Source organism: Neobacillus jeddahensis (genome assembly GCF_000612625.1).
In the GTDB taxonomy this organism is placed as follows: domain Bacteria; phylum Bacillota; class Bacilli; order Bacillales; family Cytobacillaceae; genus Neobacillus; species Neobacillus jeddahensis.
Window position 1 is genome coordinate 1 of sequence record NZ_CCAS010000032.1, and the last position, 19,889, is coordinate 19,889.

Below are 19,889 nucleotides of genomic sequence, written 5' to 3' on the forward strand. Positions count from 1 at the left end.
GTTTCAATGAAGAAACTAATAATTTATTGTTTGTTGACGTTTTTGTTTGTTTAGTTTTCAAAGAACAATTTTTCTAAGACAGAATATTATTGTAACATTTCGCCATCCGAATGTCAAATACTATTTTAAAATATTTTTTTCGTTCGTTTTAGCGACAAAAATTATTATCTCACAACTAACTATCCTTGTCAATATAATGATGAAGTTTTTAAAAGAAATAACTTTTTCTCTTATTTCCCCTCACCAGGATTACTATATTACTATCATATTAAACCGAAGTCAACTACTATTTATATAATTTCTGCATTAAAAAGGAGAGTCACTAAAATTCAGTAACTCTCCTATCGATCATAAATCTTTAATTGTTTTGATGAGAAGTGAAAGTCTATGCTATTTCCCTTTCCATGTTTGCCTTTTTCCTTTTCTTATTGGCTGCTATTACCTTCAACGATAAATATATTCCTGTTCCAGTTAAGAAAATCATCGCAATTGCAATAAGGTCAATTAGCCACTTAACATTTGTTGACCCAATTTTGCCTTCATGTAGATCTCTAATAACACTCATAAATGATCCTTGTGAGGACCCTTCCATACCCGGTCCACCAGCTTGTCCCCTAAAGCCAAGGATTTGGCCGTTGCCATTGTCTCCCATTGTTCCTTGGGTTTGACCGTTTGGATTGGTTTGCGTCGTTCCATTCGTTTGACTATTGGCGTTCCCTTGATTGTTTGACTCTGACTGACCTTGAGTTCCAGCTGATGGTTGGCTGGAATCTGTGGTTCCTTGTTGTTGGCGGAAACCCATTTGTCCAGGTTGAAATTCTCCTCTTTCTTCAGTTTGTGACTGACCAATCAGCCATGGTTCATTCATTATTAAGCCCGTAATCGACTCCATCAAGATAAAGATGGAACAAATTAATCCAATCCACAGGTGTGCTTTCCTTGTTTTCTTCATATATTATTCTCCTCACTCTTTTCATTTGGTTGTTTATTTCCGAATCACTTATTGATATCTCAATGCTTGGATTGGATTTAGTTTGGATGCTTTGTTGGCTGGGAAGACGCCGAAGATGACTCCGACTGCTAGTGAGAATAGGAATGATAACGAGATGACAGATATGGAATAAGAGATGCTCATATCCATAAGCGTTGCCACAATTTTTCCTAAACCAACTCCAAAAAGGATCCCGATTAATCCACCCATTGCGCTTAGAACGATTGCCTCAATTAAAAATTGTAAGAGAACATCCCTTCTTTTCGCACCAATCGCTTTTCTAATGCCAATTTCTTTTGTTCGTTCTGTTACAGATACCAGCATGATGTTCATGATGCCAATCCCACCAACAAGCAAGGATATGCTGGCAATTCCACCAAGCATCATCGTCATGGTGTCATTTACGGAACTCATCGTATCCATCACATCTTGTTGATTCGTGACACCATAATCATCACTTTTTCCAGGGAACAAACTAGCCATTGTCATTTTGACTTCGTTCATTACAAAATCCATTTGCTCTTCACTTTTTCCTTGTAAATAAACCGTACTAATCGTTGTGCTTCCAACTAAACGCTGGCCGGTGCTAAGCGGTACGATGATGACATTATCACCGCTTTGCCCCAATGAACTTCCTTTCGAGGCTAAAACACCAACGACTTTAAAAGAGGTGCCTTCTACTTGTATATATTGACCAATAGGGTTATCTGTCCCAAAAAAGGTTGCTGCCGTATCGGATCCGAGGACAACTACCTTTTGTCGATACTCTAGATCTAAGTCCGTAATAAATCTCCCTTGACTAACCTCAGCATCCCGAACTTCTGTATAGGCAGCATTGGTACCCGTTATGGTAACCTGAGAAGATATCCTGTCTTTTTTCAAATTGACACGGCCTGAAACGACTGGAGATACCGCCTTTACGCCGTTTAACTCGCCCAATTCACTTATTTTAGTATCGGTTAATTCTATATCAGTGCTATACGTATTAACGGTTAACAGATTCGTTCCTAATTGATTGATTTGGCTTGTTACATCTTTCGTCGACCCCTGGGCAATTGACACGAGGACGATGACAGATGAAACGCCAATAATAATCCCAAGCATGGTAAGGACGGCTCGAAGTTTATTACTTGTAATACTTCGAAGTGCCATTTTAACGGATTGTGAAATACCCAAGCTGCCCACCTCCTATTCCAATAAGCAGTCCCTCCAGAATTCCAGCCATTTTTCTTGTTTGTTTTTCCTGTATTAATGCATCAGTTGTTTCTTTTTCTAGGCGATTGATAAGCAGAGAATAATTGCTATGTGTTAGTGAAGGGTTCATTAATTACCGCTCCTTCCACTCGACATTCCTTGTCCACCACCGCTTGGAGCCATACCGCCACCTGACATTCCACCCATGCCGCCCATACCTTGTATCATCCGGCCTTGTTGGGTTGATGTGGTACTGCCTGAAGAAAGCTCTGGTAATTGAATGGCTTCTCCCTCTGATAGTCCTTCTGTGATCTCCACATATTCATCTGTTGCTAAGCCTGTTTTAACCGTTTTTTGCGCTGAAGTGGCAGCAGAACTATCTGCGCTGGCACCTGCAGTAGTCGTAATGACATATTTTTCGTTATTGTTTGTGTGCACCGCATCGACAGGAACATATAAAGCATCTTCCTTGCTATCAGTTAAAATGCTTGCCTCCGTACTCATACCCACTTTAAGGTTCGTTGGTTTATCAATGTGAATGGTGACATCAAAAGTCGAGGTCCCGTTTGCTGATGTACCCTCTTCTGCCACATCTGTCACTTTCCCTGTATACGTTTCATCGGCATAAGCACTTACTGTTAAACTTACTGTCTGATCTTTTTTCACTTTAGGTATGTCTAACTCATCCACTTGGACAACTGTTTGTAAATCTTCATAATTAGTAACATGAGCAACGACCAAACCATTTGTAACGCGTTCGCCCGCTTTAACCTCCACCGATGTAATGGTTCCATCTACAGATGCGGTGATTGGATCACTATCATCCGTAAAGGTGACTAATTCATCGCCTGCACTCACTTTGTCACCAGCAGCCACTAACACTTCATCAATTTCATCATTATTTTCAGTTGCTTTTATATCCTCACTGGTTACAGGTTCAATCGAGCCTGACCCACTAATTTTCACTTCTAATTTACCTTTTTGTACTGTTGTAGTTCTAACCTGTGTGGTTACCTCACTACTGATGTTTTTCGAGTTATACCATTGAAAGCCAACAAATCCAATGACGAGAACACTGATTATAATCCAAATCCATTTTTTCATTTTCATAAGCTCCTTTTGGGCCATGGGTAGTCCGGACCTACATCATGGGCAAATTTCCTTCTTGAACCCATTATCAATGGACAGCCTTAAGTTATCCTTAAGAAAAAAAGGTGCCTGACACTCAATACGAAAAAACGTATCAAGTGTCAGGCACCATTATGAAAGAAGCAAAATGAAAAACTTTCTATATAGAATGGGTACTGATATATTCCTTTAGCTTTTCTTTTGTCTCTGCATCAGCAAAGCTTGCGTCCACACTTGTTAGATAGATTTGCTGATAATCTTGTTCACTTATCTGGAATTCATTAAATACAATGGTGCATTCATTTGCCATGGTTGTATCTGAAACCGTTCTGTTGTCGGTATTTACGGTAACCTTGATGCCATCTTGATGATAGTGATAAATGGGATGGTCACTAAAATTGGGTACTGCTTTTGTTTGTACATTACTAGTCGGGCACATTTCAAGAACAATCTGTTTTTCCTTTACGATCGCATATGCCTCCGGACAATCCTTAATAAAGACACCGTGGCCAATTCTCTCTGCACCTAATAATTGAACCGCCTCTAGCACATTCTTACCAATACCTGTTTCACCAGCATGGATCGTGACTCGATAACCATACTCCCTTGCAAGTGCAATCGGTTTGACAAATCGTTCACTGAAGCCTTCTACCTCTGAGGCACATAAATCAATCGCAACCACTCCCTTGCCCAAAAAGGACTTCCCGCCTTCGACTACTTCAAACGCACTTTCAACGGACATCGTCCGCATACATGACAATATAATATTTCCTTTAATATCAAATTGAGATTCGGCCGCCCTCATGCCGTCGATCACGCTTTGGATAATCTCTGCGACAGATAAGCCCTTGGCCGTGTGAAGCAATGGGGCAAATCTGACCTCCATATACTTCACGTTTTCTTTAGCGGCGTCTTCAAAAAGTTCAAAGCTAATTCTTTTCAGGTTCTCTTTGGACTGCATCACCAAATTCGGAATGGCAAATCGCTTTAAGTATTCATCTAGCGATTCGCAGTCTAATGGAGCAATCAAGTCCTTTAGCAATTCTTCTTCTATTATAGAAGGTAACCGAACTCCCTCTCTTTCTGCTATATCAATAATCGTTTTAGGTCGAAGACTACCGTCTAGGTGGCAGTGCAGTTCAATTTTTGGCAATATAGAAAAGTTCATGATTTATCCCCCTCATAAAAAATGGTAAAGAAAACTCGCTGATTGGCGAGCCCCTAAGGGCGAAGCCAGAAGCGTAGTTGCACTTATGCCTGAAAGGAAAGTTATACTTTCCTTTCGGCAAAAAAAAATTCCTGATTACGAAGAAAATACACGCGCACATGTACATTCTTCGTAATCAGGAATTAATGGTTCCTGGTAGAGACCTCCAAACCATATCTTTGGAGTTATACGAATACTACCTATTCAATTTCATTGCTTACAGAATAGTAAAATTCATCGTTATTGTCAAGCGGAGTGTTTAACTGCTCCGCTTAGCGATTATCTACCTTTTCTGGATAAAGATCATGATTCATCAATCGGAAGTGAGCCATTTCTTCATACTTCGTTCCAGGTTTCCCATAGTTGCACCAAGGATCAATCGAAATACCGCCACGTGGCGTAAATTTACCCCAAACTTCAATATAGCGTGGATCAAGTAATTTAATTAAATCATTCATGATGATATTAACACAATCCTCATGGAAATCACCATGGTTGCGGAAGCTGAACAGGTATAATTTCAATGACTTGCTCTCAACAATTTTTTTATCAGGTACGTACGAAATATACATCGTCGCAAAATCAGGTTGACGGGTTAGCGGGCATAAGCTCGTAAACTCCGGACAATTAAACTTTACGAAATAATCACGATCTGGGTGAAGATTATCGACTGCCTCTAATACCTCTGGTGCATATTCAAATGAATAGGTTGTCCCTTGATTTCCTAATAGTGTTAAATCCTTTAATCCTTCTTCGTGGCTGCGGCCAGACATAAAAAAAACCCCCTGTTAACATGTGTCCCCACACTTCTTAAAAGAGAGTCTTTCTGAATACTCTATACAAACGGTTGGATAAGAAACAAAAAGCCACGTCCGATATGGACATGGCATTAAGTCATGTATCCATAGTTTTTTATAGAGGGTATCAGCTATGAACCTCTCCCGTTCAAGTACGGGTATTCTCTTTACCTATCATAATGAACAGACTAGCAGACGTCAAATAAATTTTGCCTACCAAATAATCCTATCTACTAAAGAGGTCGATACAAATGGCTCTCATTCACAATGACATTTTGTTGGTATTTTTCTCAAGTCTTGATTACATTCAATCATCGCCATTACTTTAAATGTCCGTTTAAGATATTCTCTTCTAAAACAGAGAATTTATCACCATATACACGGGTAATGTGATTTTCTCCCCAATTGCAAAGGGCGTTTAGAATACTTTCGAGGCTTTGTCCATATTCACTTAGCTCGTACTCCACTTTTGGCGGAATCTGATTGTAGACGATTCGATTAATCACACCATCTTCCTCTAATTCCCGTAATTGTTGTGTCAGCATCTTTTGCGTGATATCCGGCATCAGGCGCTTCAGTTCACTCGTCCGTTTCTTTCCATGGGTTAAATGACAAAGAATCACACATTTCCATTTACCCCCAATTACCTCTAAGGTAGCTTCGACGGATATATTGTACTTTTTCTTCTTCATGATCTCACTCCTTTTATAGGTACAAAAAAGTACCTATGTAACTTTTCGGTAACTATCGCACTTTAAAGTACGTACTTCTCAATAATCTCCATATACACCATAATAGCATTTGCCGGTCGATAAATCCCATATTCACTTATTCAACTAGTTTACTTGATGTAAGTATAAACATACACAGCTATTTAGGAGGAGAGAAAAAATGTCGATAGAGAAAAAACGAAGCACGTTCGCACTGCTGGCCTTAGCAGTTAGTGCTTTTGCTATAGGTACAACGGAATTTATTAGTGTGGGGTTACTGCCACTCATCGCAGAAGATTTACAAATATCAGTGACAACAGCCGGTTTAACAGTTTCTTTATATGCGTTAGGCGTAACCTTTGGGGCACCCGTATTAACGTCAATGACGTCTAGTATGTCACGGAAGTCATTATTACTTTGGATTATGGTTATTTTTATCATTGGAAACGGGATTGCCGCTAGTGCCACAAGCATTGGGGTGCTCCTAGTCGCCCGTGTCGTTTCTGCTTTTTCACATGGGGTGTTTATGTCGATTGGTTCGACGATTGCTGCCGAGTTAGTACCAGAAAATCGCCGGGCTAGTGCCATTTCCATCATGTTCTCTGGCTTAACGGTAGCGACTGTAACGGGAGTACCATTTGGGACCTTCATTGGACAGCAATTCGGCTGGAGGATGGCGTTTGTCATTATCATTATCATCGGAGTGATTGCCTTTATTTCCAATAGTATCCTTGTGCCTTCCGATTTACGAAAAGGAACAAGAACCACGTTTCGTGATCAGTTCAAATTAGTAACAAATGGTCGATTATTACTGTTATTTATTATTACCGCGTTAGGGTATGGCGGAACCTTTGTGGTGTTTACGTATTTATCCCCTATTCTTCAGGATATTACAGGATTTAAGGCAGGAACCGTTGCGGTGATCTTACTTGTTTACGGGATTGCGATTGCGATTGGGAACATGGTTGGCGGAAAGCTATCGAATCATAACCCGATTAAGGCTTTATTTTATATGTTCATTGTCCAAGCTATCATCCTCTTTATCTTGGTGTTCACGGCGCCATTTAAAGTCGCTGGCCTGATTACGATTTTCTTAATGGGACTGCTTGCTTTCATGAATGTACCAGGGCTGCAGGTGTATGTTGTTATGCTAGCAGAACGCTTTGTTCCAGCCGCAGTAGACGTTGCGTCTGCCATCAATATAGCTGCCTTTAATGCCGGAATTGCGATTGGATCTTATTTAGGCGGTGTCATTACCGATTCAATCGGACTGATCCATACCTCATGGATTGGAGCCCTCATGGTCGTTGGCGCAGTCATCCTAACAGGCTGGAGCCGCAGTCTCGAAAGAAAAGATCGTGAGTCAGGGACTAATGCTTAAACCCCTCACATCAGATCTTTCCCAACTGAAATTTAAAGGAGGTGGTTTAAACCACAAATTACAGAGAATCCTAGTATGGATATAATAGATTTTCACCTATATAAAAAAACTAAATGGAGGTTTACTTACTCATGATAAACAACTTACAAGACACCATTACATTAAATAATGACATAAAAATGCCTGGCTTCGGTATTGGAGTATTTAAGGTAGAGGAAGGTCCAGAACTCGTCAATGCCGTTAAATTTGCGATTAAGCATGGCTACCGCAGTATTGATACTGCCGCTATATATGGAAATGAAGAAGGCGTTGGCCAAGCGATTCGCGAAGGAATCGACGAAGCGGGGATTTCAAGAGAAGATTTGTTTGTAACATCAAAGGTATGGAATGCTGACCTCGGATACGAATCAACCCTTGCAGCTTATGAAACAAGCCTACAAAAATTAGGTCTTGATTATTTAGATTTATACCTGATTCACTGGCCTGTGGAAGGGAAATTCAAGGATGCATGGCGTGCATTGGAAGCACTCTATAAAGCAGGCAAAGTGAAAGCAATTGGCGTAAGTAACTTCCAGGTCCATCATATAGAGGAATTATTAAAGGATGCGGAAATTAAACCTGTTATCAACCAAGTGGAATACCACCCGCGTTTATCACAAAAAGAAGTAAAAGCATTCTGCTTAGAGCATGGGATTCAATTAGAAGCTTGGTCCCCCTTAATGCAAGGTGAATTATTGGATCAGCCTGAACTGAAGGAAATCGCCGCGAAATACAATAAGTCTGTTGCCCAAGTCATCTTGCGTTGGGATATTCAAAATGGTGTGATCACAATCCCTAAATCAACAAAGGAACATCGCATCGTTGAAAATGCTAACGTCTTTGATTTCCAATTAACAAAAAAAGATATGGAAACTATCGACGGCTTGAACCAAAACCACCGCGTCGGTCCAGACCCAGACAACTTCGACTTTTAATAAACCAGTAGGCAGGGTGCAATTGGGCACTCTGCCTCTTTGATTTATGCTGTAAGGGGCCCTATTGAATTCCTTCTACTGCTAATTCCATACCATTAACGGCTTTAATAAAAAATAGCTCTGATGAAAAATCCTTCTTTACCAACGGCAGTCCTAACCCAATTTGCATTAATTCTGCACCACTATAGGCTTGTTCACTGTGATTGATTTGATATTCTACCTTTGGATTTAAGCCGCGTAATTTCAACCGAAATAACGGTGGATTCGGTGTCGCCAGCGTTTTGAAGTAAAAAACGATTGCTCGCTCCCTTTGCTGACTCACATACATCCAGGCCGTGTCCATTCCCTCAAATGGACTCAATAACCGGAACAAATCGCCAAAACAGACGAGATCCTTGAATTGATGATAGCTTTGAATTTGCTTCATTACCTCCTGCTTATCTTCCATGCTTAACTGATCGATCTTTAGCTCAAACCCCAAATTAGCGGCCATCGCAACATGGCAGCGCATTGGCAAGGGAGTTACCCTTCCGACCTGGTGGTTCGGCACATCCGACACGTGCGCCCCCATCGTAATGGCTGGATAGACAAGACTTGTTCCATATTGAATCTTCAGCCTTTCAACCGCATCGGTATTATCACTCGTCCATGTCTGCGGCATGTAGTACAACATCCCGGGATCAAAGCGTCCACCCCCACCGGAACAACTTTCAAATAAAATCTGGGGGAATCGTTCCGTTAAAGTTTCTAAAACCCGATACAAGCCAAGCATATAACGGTGTGCGGTTTCCTTCTGTCGTTCTGGCGGCAATGCTGCCGATCCCACCTCGGTCATATTTCGATTCATATCCCATTTCACATAGTTAATTGAAGCATTGCGGAAAACATCCGTGAGTGTATCCATTAACCATTCACAAACATCCTCCCGGCTTAAATCCAATATCAGTTGATTTCTTGATGTCGTCCGCTGGCGATTCCGGACATGCAGACACCAATCAGGATGTTCACGGTACAACTCACTATCAGGCGAAACCATTTCCGGTTCCACCCATAAGCCAAATCGCATCCCTTTCCTCCCGATATAATCAGCAAGCCCCGCAAGTCCATTTGGTAATTTTCGTTTATTCACGAACCAATCCCCCAATGAACTTTTATCATTATCGCGACGTCCAAACCAGCCATCGTCTAGAACAAATAACTCAATCCCCAGCCCTGCCGCGGAATCTGCCAGCTCCTTTAGTTTTTTTTCCGTAAAATGAAAATAAGTGGCCTCCCAATTATTGATTAAAATCGGCCTTGTTTTATCACGATAAACCCCTCGGCATACCCTCGATCGTAGTAAGTGATGAAAGGTTCGCGACATCCCGCCCAGACCTTCTGCCGAATAGACCATCAATGCTTCTGGAGTTTGGAACGTTTCCCCTGGTTTTAACACCCAAATGAAATCAAACGGATTGATGCCTATACTCAGTCTTGTTGTTTCAAAAGGACTTATCTCAAGGGAGGCTTGAAAATTCCCACTGTACACGAGACTCACTCCATACACATCCCCAAATTCTTCGGTGCTATTTTTTGAAAGTAAGGCGACAAAGGGATTAACTTGATGACTGCTGGCGCCTCTTGCGGAGGAGATTGACTGCTTCCCATGTGATAGTGGCTGACGTTCGATGTGACGCTCTCTTGCCCATGTTCCTTGCAGATGAAGCCAGTCCCACGCGGAATCGTGGAAATCCACCGACAGGCTCATACATTTATGTATTTCAATCGTGCTGCTGCCACGATGCTCGAACGAGACCGATCGAGCGATGACATCATGGTCCCGGTAAATGGTATATTGGAGGTTCAGTCCTATCCCTAGCAAGGAGTCGACCAGGGTAATAACTACTGTATCTGCCTCGGAAGGGTCTTCGATATAGGCTGACGGCAACCCTTTCAGTGGAGGCTTCCCTTTCACGATTTCATGAGAATCATAGACAAACTCTGTATTGGTTGATCCGTCTTGTGTCCGAAGCTGATAGGCAGGTGTTCGAAAGTCGCCATTACCAAAAGCAGGATACTCCTGTGGCAAGGTATCAAGCGAAAACTTCGGGTCTGTCGGTTCGGTCATAGGTGAAAATGCCCTGCCCTTATTTGTGAGAATCGTTTGTGGCTGCAACACCTGGACTCGCTTTCCCCAATATAAGTGGGCAAGATATTTTCCATGAACAAGCTGAATCAAATAGCTGATCCTGCTGTTATACAAATGAAACACTTGGTTTGACTCATTCCAATCAATCGGCATGAAAACTCACTCCTTAGAAAAAGGTTCCTTCTACTATATTCGCCTCTATCCCAAAGTATGGTTGCATGTCCTGAAAAATTACCGCGTTTATAGCATTAAAAAAATGCCCTCAAATTGAGAGCATCTTCTATTTACCAGCCCCGGCTGGCACCTCCGCCACCAGAGGAACCTCCACCGCCGCCGCGGGATCCGCCTCCGCCTCCTCTTCCTCCACCTCGAGTTATAATCGACAGAAGAAGATAGGTGAGCGTCCCACCGAAAAATTTAAAATCGAGGATGACCACGATGATCACCACAATGATCAGGAGCCATGCGGGAATCCCCATCCCTTTATCTTTTGGCACATCCGTTGGCACGGTGTTCGCTCCACCTTCAAGCCCATATTCGGCGCGAACTTCTTTTGTGAGTGCTTTATAGGTTTCTGTTATCGCTTTATTCGGCTGCTGTTCTTTTAGATATGGAATGGCATACTCATCAAGAATTCTACCAGCCTTCCCGTCAGGAATTCTTCCTTCAAGCCCATAGCCAACCTCAATTCTTGCTTTTCGTTCATTCATAGCCACAATCAGCAGGACGCCATTATTTTCCTTCTTACTGCCAATTCCATATTGGCGAAAGGCGGCGTTCGCATATTCTTCAATCGTTCGGTCTCCAATGGTCTCGACAGTTAGCACGACGACCTGTGCCGTTGATTGATCTTCCAGACTTCTGCCTAATGAGCGTAGTTCAGCTTGTTCAGTTTCAGATAATACTTGGGCAAAATCCTGGACATAAATGTCTCCCACCGGAGCCGGAATTTGGACATCCTCAGCAAGTGCCGTTGTTGCACATAGAAATAAAGTGAAAAACACCAAAATAACGCTGAAGATCCTCTTCGTTTTCATTATCCATTGCCCCCAAAGTCAACCTTTGGAGCTTCCCCAGCCTTAGGGTCAGCTTTAAAATATTCTTTTTCATCAAATCCTGCGATGCCTGCTATGATAGACCCTGGAAGACGCTTCACTTTTTTGTTAAAAACGGCAACCTGATCATTGTAATCTTTTCGTGCTACAGCAATTCTGTTCTCCGTTCCAGCCAACTCATCCATTAATTGCGTAAACTGCTGATCTGCTTTCAGGTTTGGATAATTTTCCACGACCACCAGCAATCGGCTTAATGCACTAGATAATTCCGCATTAGCCGTTGCCTCTTCTTGCGGCGTATTCGCACCAGCAAGTCGGGCACGGGCATCTGAGATCGAAACAATGACTTCTTTTTCATGAGAAGCATACCCTTTTACGGTATTCACTAGGTTTGGGATTAGATCAAGCCTTCTTTGCAGTTGGTTTTCAATCTGCGCATGTGACTGATCCACATTTTCTTCAAGATTGACAAAGCTGTTATAGCTAGACATAAACATCAGGCCAATAATAACAATCACAGCAACCACTATCCCGATTCCTAACCATGCCTTTTTCATACGATCCACTCTCCTTTCTCACCTATAGTATATATCACTTGAAAAATAAGTTCCCTTTTCTAGCCAACATTAAACCAAGCTTTAAAAATTCAATCAACAAATTCTCGTTTTTTCAATAATAAGTGTCAGGCACCTTACATTATTTTCTCCCTTTCGAAGAAGATATAAATGTTAAGTTTTTTGAATGGGCAGCATAATTAATATATTTTCGGGACGGGTCTCTATCATTTATGGTAAACTAACCCACGACTTGTATTAGAAATTAGAATCTTAATGGAGTGGATATATATGAGTAAAGCTAAGGGGAAAAGTGGAATAGGTAGAGGTACAGGCAAGAAGGGCTGGAATCGCTGGAAAGCTGGCGCGAATAAGGCAAAGAGTGCCAAGCCTTATGTCAGCAAAGGGGTAAAAAAGCCTAATGCAAACGAAACGAACACTGAGGACTAAGTTCAACGATTGATTCTTTAATAAACCGCTCCACATGTTTAGCGGTTTTATTTTTTGCATAAGCTAGTTCAGAATGTTGGTAGGAAGCTATCGCGAAAAATAGGAGGAAGTTGTATGTCAGAACTTGAGCCTTTAGAATACGAAATTGGCACAGCTATTCGTGATTATGACATTATTGCCATTACACAAACTGTGAATGGCTTTGAGGTCATGCTTAATATCAATTTGGACAGTGGTTATTCCTTAGAAAAAACGAAAATGGAGATTACCCATGAGGATTTAGAAGGGTATGAAACAAACGAGGTTGAAGAGGGAATTAAGTATGCCCTTGGTTTTTTTGATCGTTAAGTGTACGATCCTAATATATTGAAAATCCCCGAGTCCAAAAATCATGACTCGGGGATTTTAGTTTTCCGCAATAATGCCCTCTTCATCGAATTGTTCTGTTTACTATACACACTCTTAACACTTTCTTTACACTGGGTTAAGAAAAAATCCTTCATTTCCTTATACAATATAGTAAACAAACACTATGGAGGGATTGGATGAAGGTTACTGTTGCTGGAGCAGGATATGTTGGATTGGTTACTAGTGCGTGTTTGGCTGAAATAGGACATCAGGTAACGTGCATAGATATTCAACAAGAGAAAATTACTATGCTTCAAAGCGGCCGTTCCCCCTTTTATGAGCCCGGTTTAGAATCACTTTTAGAAAAAAATATGAAAACCAAGCAGCTCCAGTTTACGACCAATCCTCACGAGGCCTATTCAGGTGCAGAAATCATTTTTATTACTGTCGGGACACCTGAAAAACATGATGGATCAGCCGACCTAAAATACATACATGTGGTGTCCCATACGATCGCTCACTATATCGACCAGGATACCATCATTTGTACAAAAAGCACGGTCCCCGTCGGCACAAACGAACTCATTCAACACATCATCGAAAGCAGAAAACCTCCGAATCTTTGCGTGGAGGTGGTTGCCAATCCTGAGTTTTTGCGTGAGGGCTCAGCCATTGTCGATTTCTTTCATGGAGACCGGATTATCATTGGTACTAGACAAGCGGATCTGACCGACAAAATCGAACAACTTTATCGACCATTGCAGATTCCGATTTTTATCACTGACATTAGAAGTGCTGAGTTAATTAAATACGCCTCCAATGCTTTCTTAGCAACGAAAATTAGTTTTATCAACGAAATGGCCAATATATGTGAAAAGATTGGGGCGAATATTGATGAAGTCGCCTATGGAATCGGTCAAGATAAGCGGATTGGTCCACATTTTCTAAAAGCCGGACTTGGTTATGGCGGATCCTGTTTCCCTAAGGATACAAAGGCGCTTGTCCAGTTTGGTACAGATCGTAAGCATCAGCTTGAATTATTGGAAGCCGTCATTCAAATCAATAATCGTCAACATTCGCTAGCTGTTAAAATGGCACAACAAACAATCGGTTCCTTACATGGCAAGAAGGTCGCCTTACTGGGATTAGCCTTTAAAGCGGACACAGACGATGTTCGGGAATCAGCCGCATTAACGATTGCAAAGGAATTGCTGGAGGCTGGCGCAATTGTCACAGCATATGATCCGATCGCCCTCGCCAATGCCCAGAAAATTTTAGGTAACGAAATTAAGTATGCACAAGACATTCACAAAGCCCTTACTGGTGCAGACTTGGTGATTATCGCGACAGATTGGGAACACATTAAACTCCTCCCTTTGGAAATGTATGTCACCAACATGAGCGAGCCGATTGTTATTGATGGGCGGAATTGTTATTCACTGGAGGCGATACGGCGCTATCCGATCACCTATCGTTCAATCGGCAGACCTACGATTTGGAAGGAAGATTATCTGAAAGGAACTCAACATGATGAGATGGATTGAAACGTTTTATGGCTTTGAATGCTGGCTATTGCAACAACTAAACCGTCATTTTGATAAAAGGCCATTAAATCTATTTTTCCGTATAGTCACAAATCTTGGTGGTGCCGACTTAACGATTGCAGCAACCTTTCTTCTCATTCTTTGTTCATTCGGCGAACCGAAGTTAACGGCGATTGCCAGTGCGCTGGCATTATCGGCAAGCCATATTCCTGTTCATATCATGAAACAGCTTTTCCCTCGAAAAAGACCGTATTTAATGATTGAAAAGACCAAATGTCCGGCAAATCCCTTACAGGATCATTCCTTCCCTTCGGGGCACACAACCGCGATTTTTTCTGTTGTGACCCCCTATTGCTTATATATCCCACAGCTCGCATTGGTGCTCATCCCAATGGGGCTGTGTGTAGGGCTTTCAAGAGTGTATTTAGGCCTCCACTATCCATCAGATGTGCTTGCCGGAGCGATTCTTGGGACAGTCACAGGACTCTTGTGTTTTTGCTTATTATGTTGGTGAGATTGAGTATGGAGGGATGATATGCGAATCGCCATCTTTACAGACACTTTTTATCCTGATGTGAACGGAGTAGCTAATACACTGAAGAGGTTAACTCAATATTTAGAGACACAGAACATTGCATTTAAAATTTTTGCACCGGAAGTCCCTTTTCAAGAATATATATCTGAACATATCTATCGTTTAAAGAGCCTCTCATTTTTCCTGTATCCGGAATGCCGCTTAGCGTTTCCTAATCTTAGCGAGCTTAAGGAAGAATTACAGCGGTTTGCACCTGATTTAATTCATGTCGCTACCCCTTTTAATATTGGTCTTTGTGGTGTTTATTTTTCAAAAAAATTAACTATTCCACTTGTGGGCTCTTATCACACTAATTTCGACCACTATCTCCAGTACTATCACCTCACCTTTCTTTCTACCATTCATTGGAAATACATGCATTGGTTTCACCGAACTTGTAAAAAGATTTTCGTCCCTTCCCCCACCACGCTACAATTGTTAAAACAGCATGGATTTACGAATCTTTCCTTATGGCCTAGAGGTATTGATTGTCAGCAGTTTCATCCTGATTATGATCAGAAAGCGATTAAAAGCCAATACGGTTCGCAAGGATCTTATTTATTAACATATGTTGGCCGGCTGGCGCCGGAAAAAGACCTGCATACGCTGCTATCGGTCGCAAATTCATTGCCCGCAAAACTAAATCAGCAAATCCATTGGCTTATCATTGGCGATGGACCGATGCGGGAAGAATTGGAAGCCCAAGCACCTACTAATATGACGTTCACGGGATACCTCGACGGAAAACCATTAGCTGAATGCTATGCAGCGTCCGATTTATTTATCTTTCCCTCACCCACGGAAACGTTTGGCAATGTCGTGCTTGAATCACTTGCGAGTGGAACCCCTGTGATTGGAGCAAATTCGGGTGGGGTCCGAAATATTATTAGACAAGGGGAAACAGGTTTATTGTGTGAACCGGGAAATGTTCAGGCATTTTCTGCGGCGATTGTCCAACTCCTAACGAATGAACGATTACGAAAGCAAATGGGCAGCGCCGGACGAGCCTACTCCCTCACCCAGAATTGGGAACAAATATGGACAGACCTCATCTACCAATACACGCAAGTACTAGACGAACAAAAAAGCGAAAAATACGCTTAAGAGCATGGTAATAATAAAAAGGGTGTCAGGCACCGTCCGTGGACATTGTCCACGGGCGGTGCCTGACACCCTAAATAACATCTACATGTTCGTTATCGTCATGGTGATGGTAAAGGTAGTACCCTTGCCTTCTTCACTCTCAACACATATCGTACCTTCATGCATGTCAATGATTTTTTTCACAATAGAAAGCCCTAGCCCATTTCCACCTTTTGATCGTTCCCTTGCCTTATCGGCTTTATAAAAGCGTTCGAACACATGAACCTGATCTTTTCTGGAAATACCTATCCCTGTATCAGAAATTTTAATGATCGCTTGATCACCAACCTGTTCGAGATGGACAAAAACCTCACCCCCACTTGGCGTAAACTTAATACTGTTGTGTATCATATTCGTCCATACCTGACTCATTAATGCTTCATCAGCAACGATCGTCACCTTCTCTAACGAAACATCCATATCTATGTCTTTTTCCACCCATTGCACTTCACAAGTCAAGATGATCTCTCTCAACTGCTTATCTAACCGGTAACTTTTGCGCTCAAATGGTTGATGCTCTGATTCAAGTGCCGTTAACTTTAGCAGATTATCACTTAATTTTGATAGCCGTCTGCTTTCCGTTTCAATAATGCTGAGATAATGGGACCGTTCCTCTGGACTAAGCTGATCATATTGTAAGGCGCGTGCAAATCCGCTGATGGAGGTTAGCGGTGATTGAATCTCATGGGAAACATTCGAAATGAACTCCTGGCGCATGTCTTCCATTTCCTTCAGTTGCTTCGCCATGTGATTAATATGGTCGACCAGTGTCGTAAAGGGGTCATCTTGCTTCAATGTCTCCAATTGGACGTTAAAGTCCCCTCTTGCAATCCGTTTCAAGGCATCAATAATCTCTTTAAAAAGATTCCGTTGCTTGGAACGAACAATCCTTGAAAAGAAATAACCGATAAATCCTAGGATAAAAAAGCCGAGAATCGTGGTAAGCAGATGACGAATGAAATCGGATTGAAAAAAACCAAGCAAGCGATGCAGGTAGTCCTCAATAAAATAGGCGGCCGAAAAGCTCAGAATCATCATCATAAAAACAATAAAAATACCGTATACATGCTTGAGAAATCTTTTTATCTTCATTCTTTTACCTCAAAGCGGTATCCTAATCCCCTAATCGTCTTAATTCGAAACGGAAATTCTGCTTCGGAGAACCGTTCTCTGAGCCGCTTTACATGAACATCCACCGTTCGTTCGTCCCCTTCGTAATCAAACCCCCAAATATCTTCGATTAAATGCTCTCTAGAAAAGGTTTTTCCTGGATAACTCGCTAATTTAAATAAAAGCTCGAACTCTTTTAAGGGAATCGTGATATCCTGATTCGCAAATGCAATCTGATGGGTATTACGATTAAGCATGAAATCAGCTATCTCGATCGTTTGCGAAACGGTAATATTGTACCTTTTTAACAAAGCCTTAACCCTTGCCACCAATTCTAACGGCTCAAAGGGTTTCACAAGATAATCATCCGCTCCAAGCTCGAAGCCCTTCACCTTTTGCCCTGTTTCCCCCAAGGCTGTTAACATAAGAATGGGCAAATCACTATACGCTCTCAGTTCTTGGCATAATTCCCAACCATCCATATTCGGCATCATCAGATCAATGATAGCTAAATCTATCTTTACTTTATCCATCACATCCAACGCCTGTATTCCATCTGACGCTTCGAACAATTCAAACCCCTCCTTTTTTAAAAAAAGGTGGAGCAGTTCGCGAATATAGGCGTCATCATCCACAATTAAAAGCTTGGTCATCCTTCTCCTCTCCCCACTTAAACAATTTCTTTCATTCGTAATTGTTGTTCAGCAAATTCTCGATACAAGGAGTGCGTCTGCAATAGCTGTTCGTGTGTACCACTCCCCGTAATCTGCCCCTTCTCCATGAAAATAATTTGATCCGAGTCAATAACAGTTGATAAACGGTGGGCAATCACAAGTGTCGTTCTGCCTCTCATTAAGTTCTGTAATGCCTCTTGCACAACATGCTCAGATTTACTATCAAGACTCGACGTCGCTTCATCCAGCATTAAGATTTTAGGATCCCGTAAAAAGGCTCTGGCTATCGCGATCCTTTGGCGTTGTCCTCCAGATAACTTCATCCCTCTTTCGCCCACCTCTGTATCATATCCTTTTGGCAGCTCGGAAATAAATTGATCGGCAAAGGCCATTTTAGCCACACGACGGATGTCCTCATCATCAACTGTTCTTTCTAGCCCATAACAAATATTATCACGAATTGTCCCTGCCACAATCGGGCTTTCCTGTGAAACATAGCCAATTTTACTTCTCCAGGACTTCAACGAAAATTGACTGATAGACGTATCCCCCAGCCGAATGTCCCCCTGACTCGGTTGATAGAAACGCTCCAGCAGTGAAAAGAGCGTGGTTTTTCCACTTCCACTTGGACCGACAATTGCCGTTACTTTCCCAGCTTCGACAGAAAGGCTAATATCGTTAAGAATGGTTTCTCCATTGCGATAAGCGAAGTTCAATTGATCCACTGTAATCGTTTGGTCCATATTATCAACATCGTGATGACCATGAGAAGCATGATCTTCTTCCTCTGAATGAATGATGGAGATAATTCGTTCTGTTGCACCAGTCGCCTTTTGAAATTGCGTAAAAAAGGCTGTCAACTGACCCATTGGCATGACAATTTGGAACATATACATAATAAAGGCTACTAAATCGCCTGGCGTTAGTTCTCCTGAAGAAACACGCATTCCCCCAAAGCCTAAAATGACCACAAGTAATACCATGATCACCAACCCCATTAACGGAGCAATCATCGCTTGGATCTTGGCTTCTTTTAAACCAAATTGAAACAAACTGCTTATCCCCTTATTTCCATTCCGATATTCGACCGGCTCGGCATTAGATGCTTTGACAAGTCGAATTTCAGATAATACACGCTGGATAACAGACGTAAACTGTGCCGTCTCATCTTGAAGTCCCTTCGACACCTGGTGCATTTTTCTCCCGAGGGTAGCTAGGATGATAGCAGAGAGGGGGATGGCAATAAACATGACCAGCGTCATCTTCCAGTCTAAAATAATCATCACCACGATCGCACCTATAATAGAGATCGTTCCTGAAAGGAAATTGGCCAAATGATCAGTAATTAACCCTTTAACCACGGCTGTATCATTGGTCATGCGGCTAACGGTATCACCTGTTTGATGTTCATCGTAGAATGGGATTGGCATGCCGAGAAGCTTCTTCCATAATCGCTCCCGAATTCCCGCTACAACCGATTGACCAACATGATTGAGTAAATAGATGGAGAAGCCACTAGCCAATGCTTGAATGAGCATGACGGAAATAAGCAATATTACTTTTCCCGTACTTAATGAACTAATCGAAAAATCATTTATGAGATTTTTCGTAAATAACGGCACGGTTAATCCCACTAATGTCGTACTTACACTAAAAAGAAGAGCGATACTTATAAGCAACTTGGATGGATTCGTTTGTTGAACCAATCGAAGAAATTGCCGCCATCCTTTTTCTTTCTTCATACTTCCCATATTAAAAAACATCTCCTCTATTATTCACAGCATTTATTATCTAAAATATGCCATTGCTTTTACCTTACCGATTATACAAACAGTTTATGAATTCAATATGAACAGCCACAAAAAAAGGTGTCAGGCACCATCCGTGGACAGTGTCCACGGGTGGTGCCTGACACCCATATGACCTT

Annotated in this window: 21 protein-coding genes and 2 riboswitches; of the genes, 7 read left to right on the forward strand and 14 right to left on the reverse strand. The window is 41.8% G+C overall.

Features of this window, described 5'->3' with window-relative positions; genetic code table 11:
- Nucleotides 1–385 precede the first annotated feature (385 nt).
- The 7 genes from TY15_RS14225 to TY15_RS14250 all read right to left on the reverse strand — a co-directional run bounded on the left by TY15_RS14225 (nucleotide 386) and on the right by TY15_RS14250 (nucleotide 6,009).
- Nucleotides 386–952 (reverse strand): PepSY-associated TM helix domain-containing protein, encoded by a 567-nt coding sequence (locus TY15_RS14225; RefSeq protein ID WP_040205146.1) that lies wholly within the window; start codon nucleotides 950–952, stop codon nucleotides 386–388.
- Nucleotides 953–1,000: 48 nt separating this feature from the next.
- Nucleotides 1,001–2,167, reverse strand: coding sequence for an ABC transporter permease (locus tag TY15_RS14230; RefSeq protein WP_081799421.1), 1,167 nt, complete (start codon nucleotides 2,165–2,167; stop codon nucleotides 1,001–1,003).
- A complete protein-coding gene (locus TY15_RS24305; RefSeq protein ID WP_157042262.1) occupies nucleotides 2,145–2,315 on the reverse strand; it encodes a hypothetical protein in 171 nt (56 codons plus the stop codon). Before TY15_RS24305 ends, TY15_RS14230 begins: the two co-directional genes overlap by 23 nt.
- The gene (locus TY15_RS14235) at nucleotides 2,315–3,289 is read right to left on the reverse strand and encodes an efflux RND transporter periplasmic adaptor subunit (RefSeq protein WP_040205148.1); all 975 of its coding nucleotides are present in this window, start codon (nucleotides 3,287–3,289) and stop codon (nucleotides 2,315–2,317) included. The genes TY15_RS24305 and TY15_RS14235 overlap by 1 nt, the downstream gene beginning before the upstream one ends.
- A gap of 184 nt (nucleotides 3,290–3,473) precedes the next feature.
- Nucleotides 3,474–4,481: an adenosine deaminase gene (gene add, locus TY15_RS14240; RefSeq protein WP_040205149.1), complete on the reverse strand. Its 1,008-nt coding sequence runs from the start codon at nucleotides 4,479–4,481 to the stop codon at nucleotides 3,474–3,476.
- Nucleotides 4,482–4,633: 152 nt separating this feature from the next.
- A riboswitch (purine riboswitch) is annotated at nucleotides 4,634–4,733 on the reverse strand.
- Nucleotides 4,734–4,792: 59 nt separating this feature from the next.
- On the reverse strand, nucleotides 4,793–5,293 hold the full coding sequence (gene queF / locus TY15_RS14245) for a preQ(1) synthase (RefSeq protein WP_040205150.1): 501 nt from the start codon (nucleotides 5,291–5,293) through the stop codon (nucleotides 4,793–4,795).
- A gap of 125 nt (nucleotides 5,294–5,418) precedes the next feature.
- A riboswitch (PreQ1 riboswitch) is annotated at nucleotides 5,419–5,465 on the reverse strand.
- A gap of 172 nt (nucleotides 5,466–5,637) precedes the next feature.
- Nucleotides 5,638–6,009 (reverse strand): winged helix-turn-helix transcriptional regulator, encoded by a 372-nt coding sequence (locus TY15_RS14250; RefSeq protein WP_040205152.1) that lies wholly within the window; start codon nucleotides 6,007–6,009, stop codon nucleotides 5,638–5,640.
- A 199-nt stretch (nucleotides 6,010–6,208) separates the two neighbouring features.
- Here TY15_RS14250 and TY15_RS14255 point away from each other — a divergent pair, with 199 nt between their 5' ends.
- Both TY15_RS14255 and TY15_RS14260 read left to right on the forward strand, forming a co-directional pair.
- On the forward strand, nucleotides 6,209–7,408 hold the full coding sequence (locus TY15_RS14255; RefSeq protein ID WP_040205153.1) for an MFS transporter: 1,200 nt from the start codon (nucleotides 6,209–6,211) through the stop codon (nucleotides 7,406–7,408).
- A 131-nt stretch (nucleotides 7,409–7,539) separates the two neighbouring features.
- Nucleotides 7,540–8,382: an aldo/keto reductase gene (locus TY15_RS14260; protein ID WP_040205155.1), complete on the forward strand. Its 843-nt coding sequence runs from the start codon at nucleotides 7,540–7,542 to the stop codon at nucleotides 8,380–8,382.
- Nucleotides 8,383–8,443: 61 nt separating this feature from the next.
- On the opposite strand, the gene TY15_RS14265 is transcribed toward TY15_RS14260, so the two are convergent.
- The 4 genes from TY15_RS14265 to TY15_RS14275 form a co-directional block, all read right to left on the reverse strand.
- Nucleotides 8,444–10,663: an alpha-galactosidase gene (locus TY15_RS14265; RefSeq protein ID WP_040205156.1), complete on the reverse strand. Its 2,220-nt coding sequence runs from the start codon at nucleotides 10,661–10,663 to the stop codon at nucleotides 8,444–8,446.
- 131 nt (nucleotides 10,664–10,794) lie between these two features.
- The gene (locus TY15_RS14270; RefSeq protein WP_420835603.1) at nucleotides 10,795–11,514 is read right to left on the reverse strand and encodes a TPM domain-containing protein; all 720 of its coding nucleotides are present in this window, start codon (nucleotides 11,512–11,514) and stop codon (nucleotides 10,795–10,797) included.
- Nucleotides 11,471–11,569 (reverse strand): hypothetical protein, encoded by a 99-nt coding sequence (locus TY15_RS25350; protein ID WP_420835602.1) that lies wholly within the window; start codon nucleotides 11,567–11,569, stop codon nucleotides 11,471–11,473. The genes TY15_RS14270 and TY15_RS25350 overlap by 44 nt, the downstream gene beginning before the upstream one ends.
- Nucleotides 11,547–12,122, reverse strand: a complete 576-nt coding sequence (locus TY15_RS14275) for a LemA family protein (protein ID WP_040205158.1) — start codon at nucleotides 12,120–12,122, stop codon at nucleotides 11,547–11,549. Before TY15_RS14275 ends, TY15_RS25350 begins: the two co-directional genes overlap by 23 nt.
- 288 nt (nucleotides 12,123–12,410) lie before the next feature.
- On the opposite strand from TY15_RS14275, the gene TY15_RS23690 reads away from it, so the two are divergent.
- From TY15_RS23690 to TY15_RS14295, 5 genes are all read left to right on the forward strand, one after another.
- Nucleotides 12,411–12,569 carry a DUF3934 domain-containing protein gene (locus tag TY15_RS23690; RefSeq protein WP_074432815.1) on the forward strand — a complete coding sequence of 53 codons (159 nt, stop codon included), beginning with the start codon at nucleotides 12,411–12,413 and terminating at the stop codon, nucleotides 12,567–12,569.
- 114 nt (nucleotides 12,570–12,683) lie between these two features.
- Nucleotides 12,684–12,917, forward strand: coding sequence for a hypothetical protein (locus TY15_RS14280; protein WP_040205159.1), 234 nt, complete (start codon nucleotides 12,684–12,686; stop codon nucleotides 12,915–12,917).
- Between the two features lie 197 nt (nucleotides 12,918–13,114).
- Nucleotides 13,115–14,461 (forward strand): UDP-glucose dehydrogenase family protein, encoded by a 1,347-nt coding sequence (locus TY15_RS14285; protein ID WP_040205160.1) that lies wholly within the window; start codon nucleotides 13,115–13,117, stop codon nucleotides 14,459–14,461.
- On the forward strand, nucleotides 14,445–14,975 hold the full coding sequence (locus tag TY15_RS14290) for a phosphatase PAP2 family protein (RefSeq protein WP_081799422.1): 531 nt from the start codon (nucleotides 14,445–14,447) through the stop codon (nucleotides 14,973–14,975). Before TY15_RS14285 ends, TY15_RS14290 begins: the two co-directional genes overlap by 17 nt.
- A 21-nt stretch (nucleotides 14,976–14,996) precedes the next feature.
- Nucleotides 14,997–16,139: a glycosyltransferase family 4 protein gene (locus tag TY15_RS14295; RefSeq protein WP_040205163.1), complete on the forward strand. Its 1,143-nt coding sequence runs from the start codon at nucleotides 14,997–14,999 to the stop codon at nucleotides 16,137–16,139.
- Between the two features lie 81 nt (nucleotides 16,140–16,220).
- Here the strand turns inward: TY15_RS14295 and TY15_RS14300 are convergent, their stop codons facing one another.
- Genes TY15_RS14300 through TY15_RS14310 form a run of 3 tightly spaced genes read right to left on the reverse strand, consistent with a single transcriptional unit; the run spans nucleotide 16,221 to nucleotide 19,713 of the window.
- Nucleotides 16,221–17,270, reverse strand: a complete 1,050-nt coding sequence (locus TY15_RS14300; protein WP_040205165.1) for a sensor histidine kinase — start codon at nucleotides 17,268–17,270, stop codon at nucleotides 16,221–16,223.
- The gene (locus TY15_RS14305) at nucleotides 17,267–17,941 is read right to left on the reverse strand and encodes a response regulator transcription factor (protein ID WP_040205166.1); all 675 of its coding nucleotides are present in this window, start codon (nucleotides 17,939–17,941) and stop codon (nucleotides 17,267–17,269) included. The genes TY15_RS14300 and TY15_RS14305 overlap by 4 nt, the downstream gene beginning before the upstream one ends.
- A gap of 17 nt (nucleotides 17,942–17,958) precedes the next feature.
- Nucleotides 17,959–19,713: an ABC transporter ATP-binding protein gene (locus tag TY15_RS14310; RefSeq protein ID WP_040205169.1), complete on the reverse strand. Its 1,755-nt coding sequence runs from the start codon at nucleotides 19,711–19,713 to the stop codon at nucleotides 17,959–17,961.
- Between the last annotated feature and the right edge of the window lie 176 nt (nucleotides 19,714–19,889).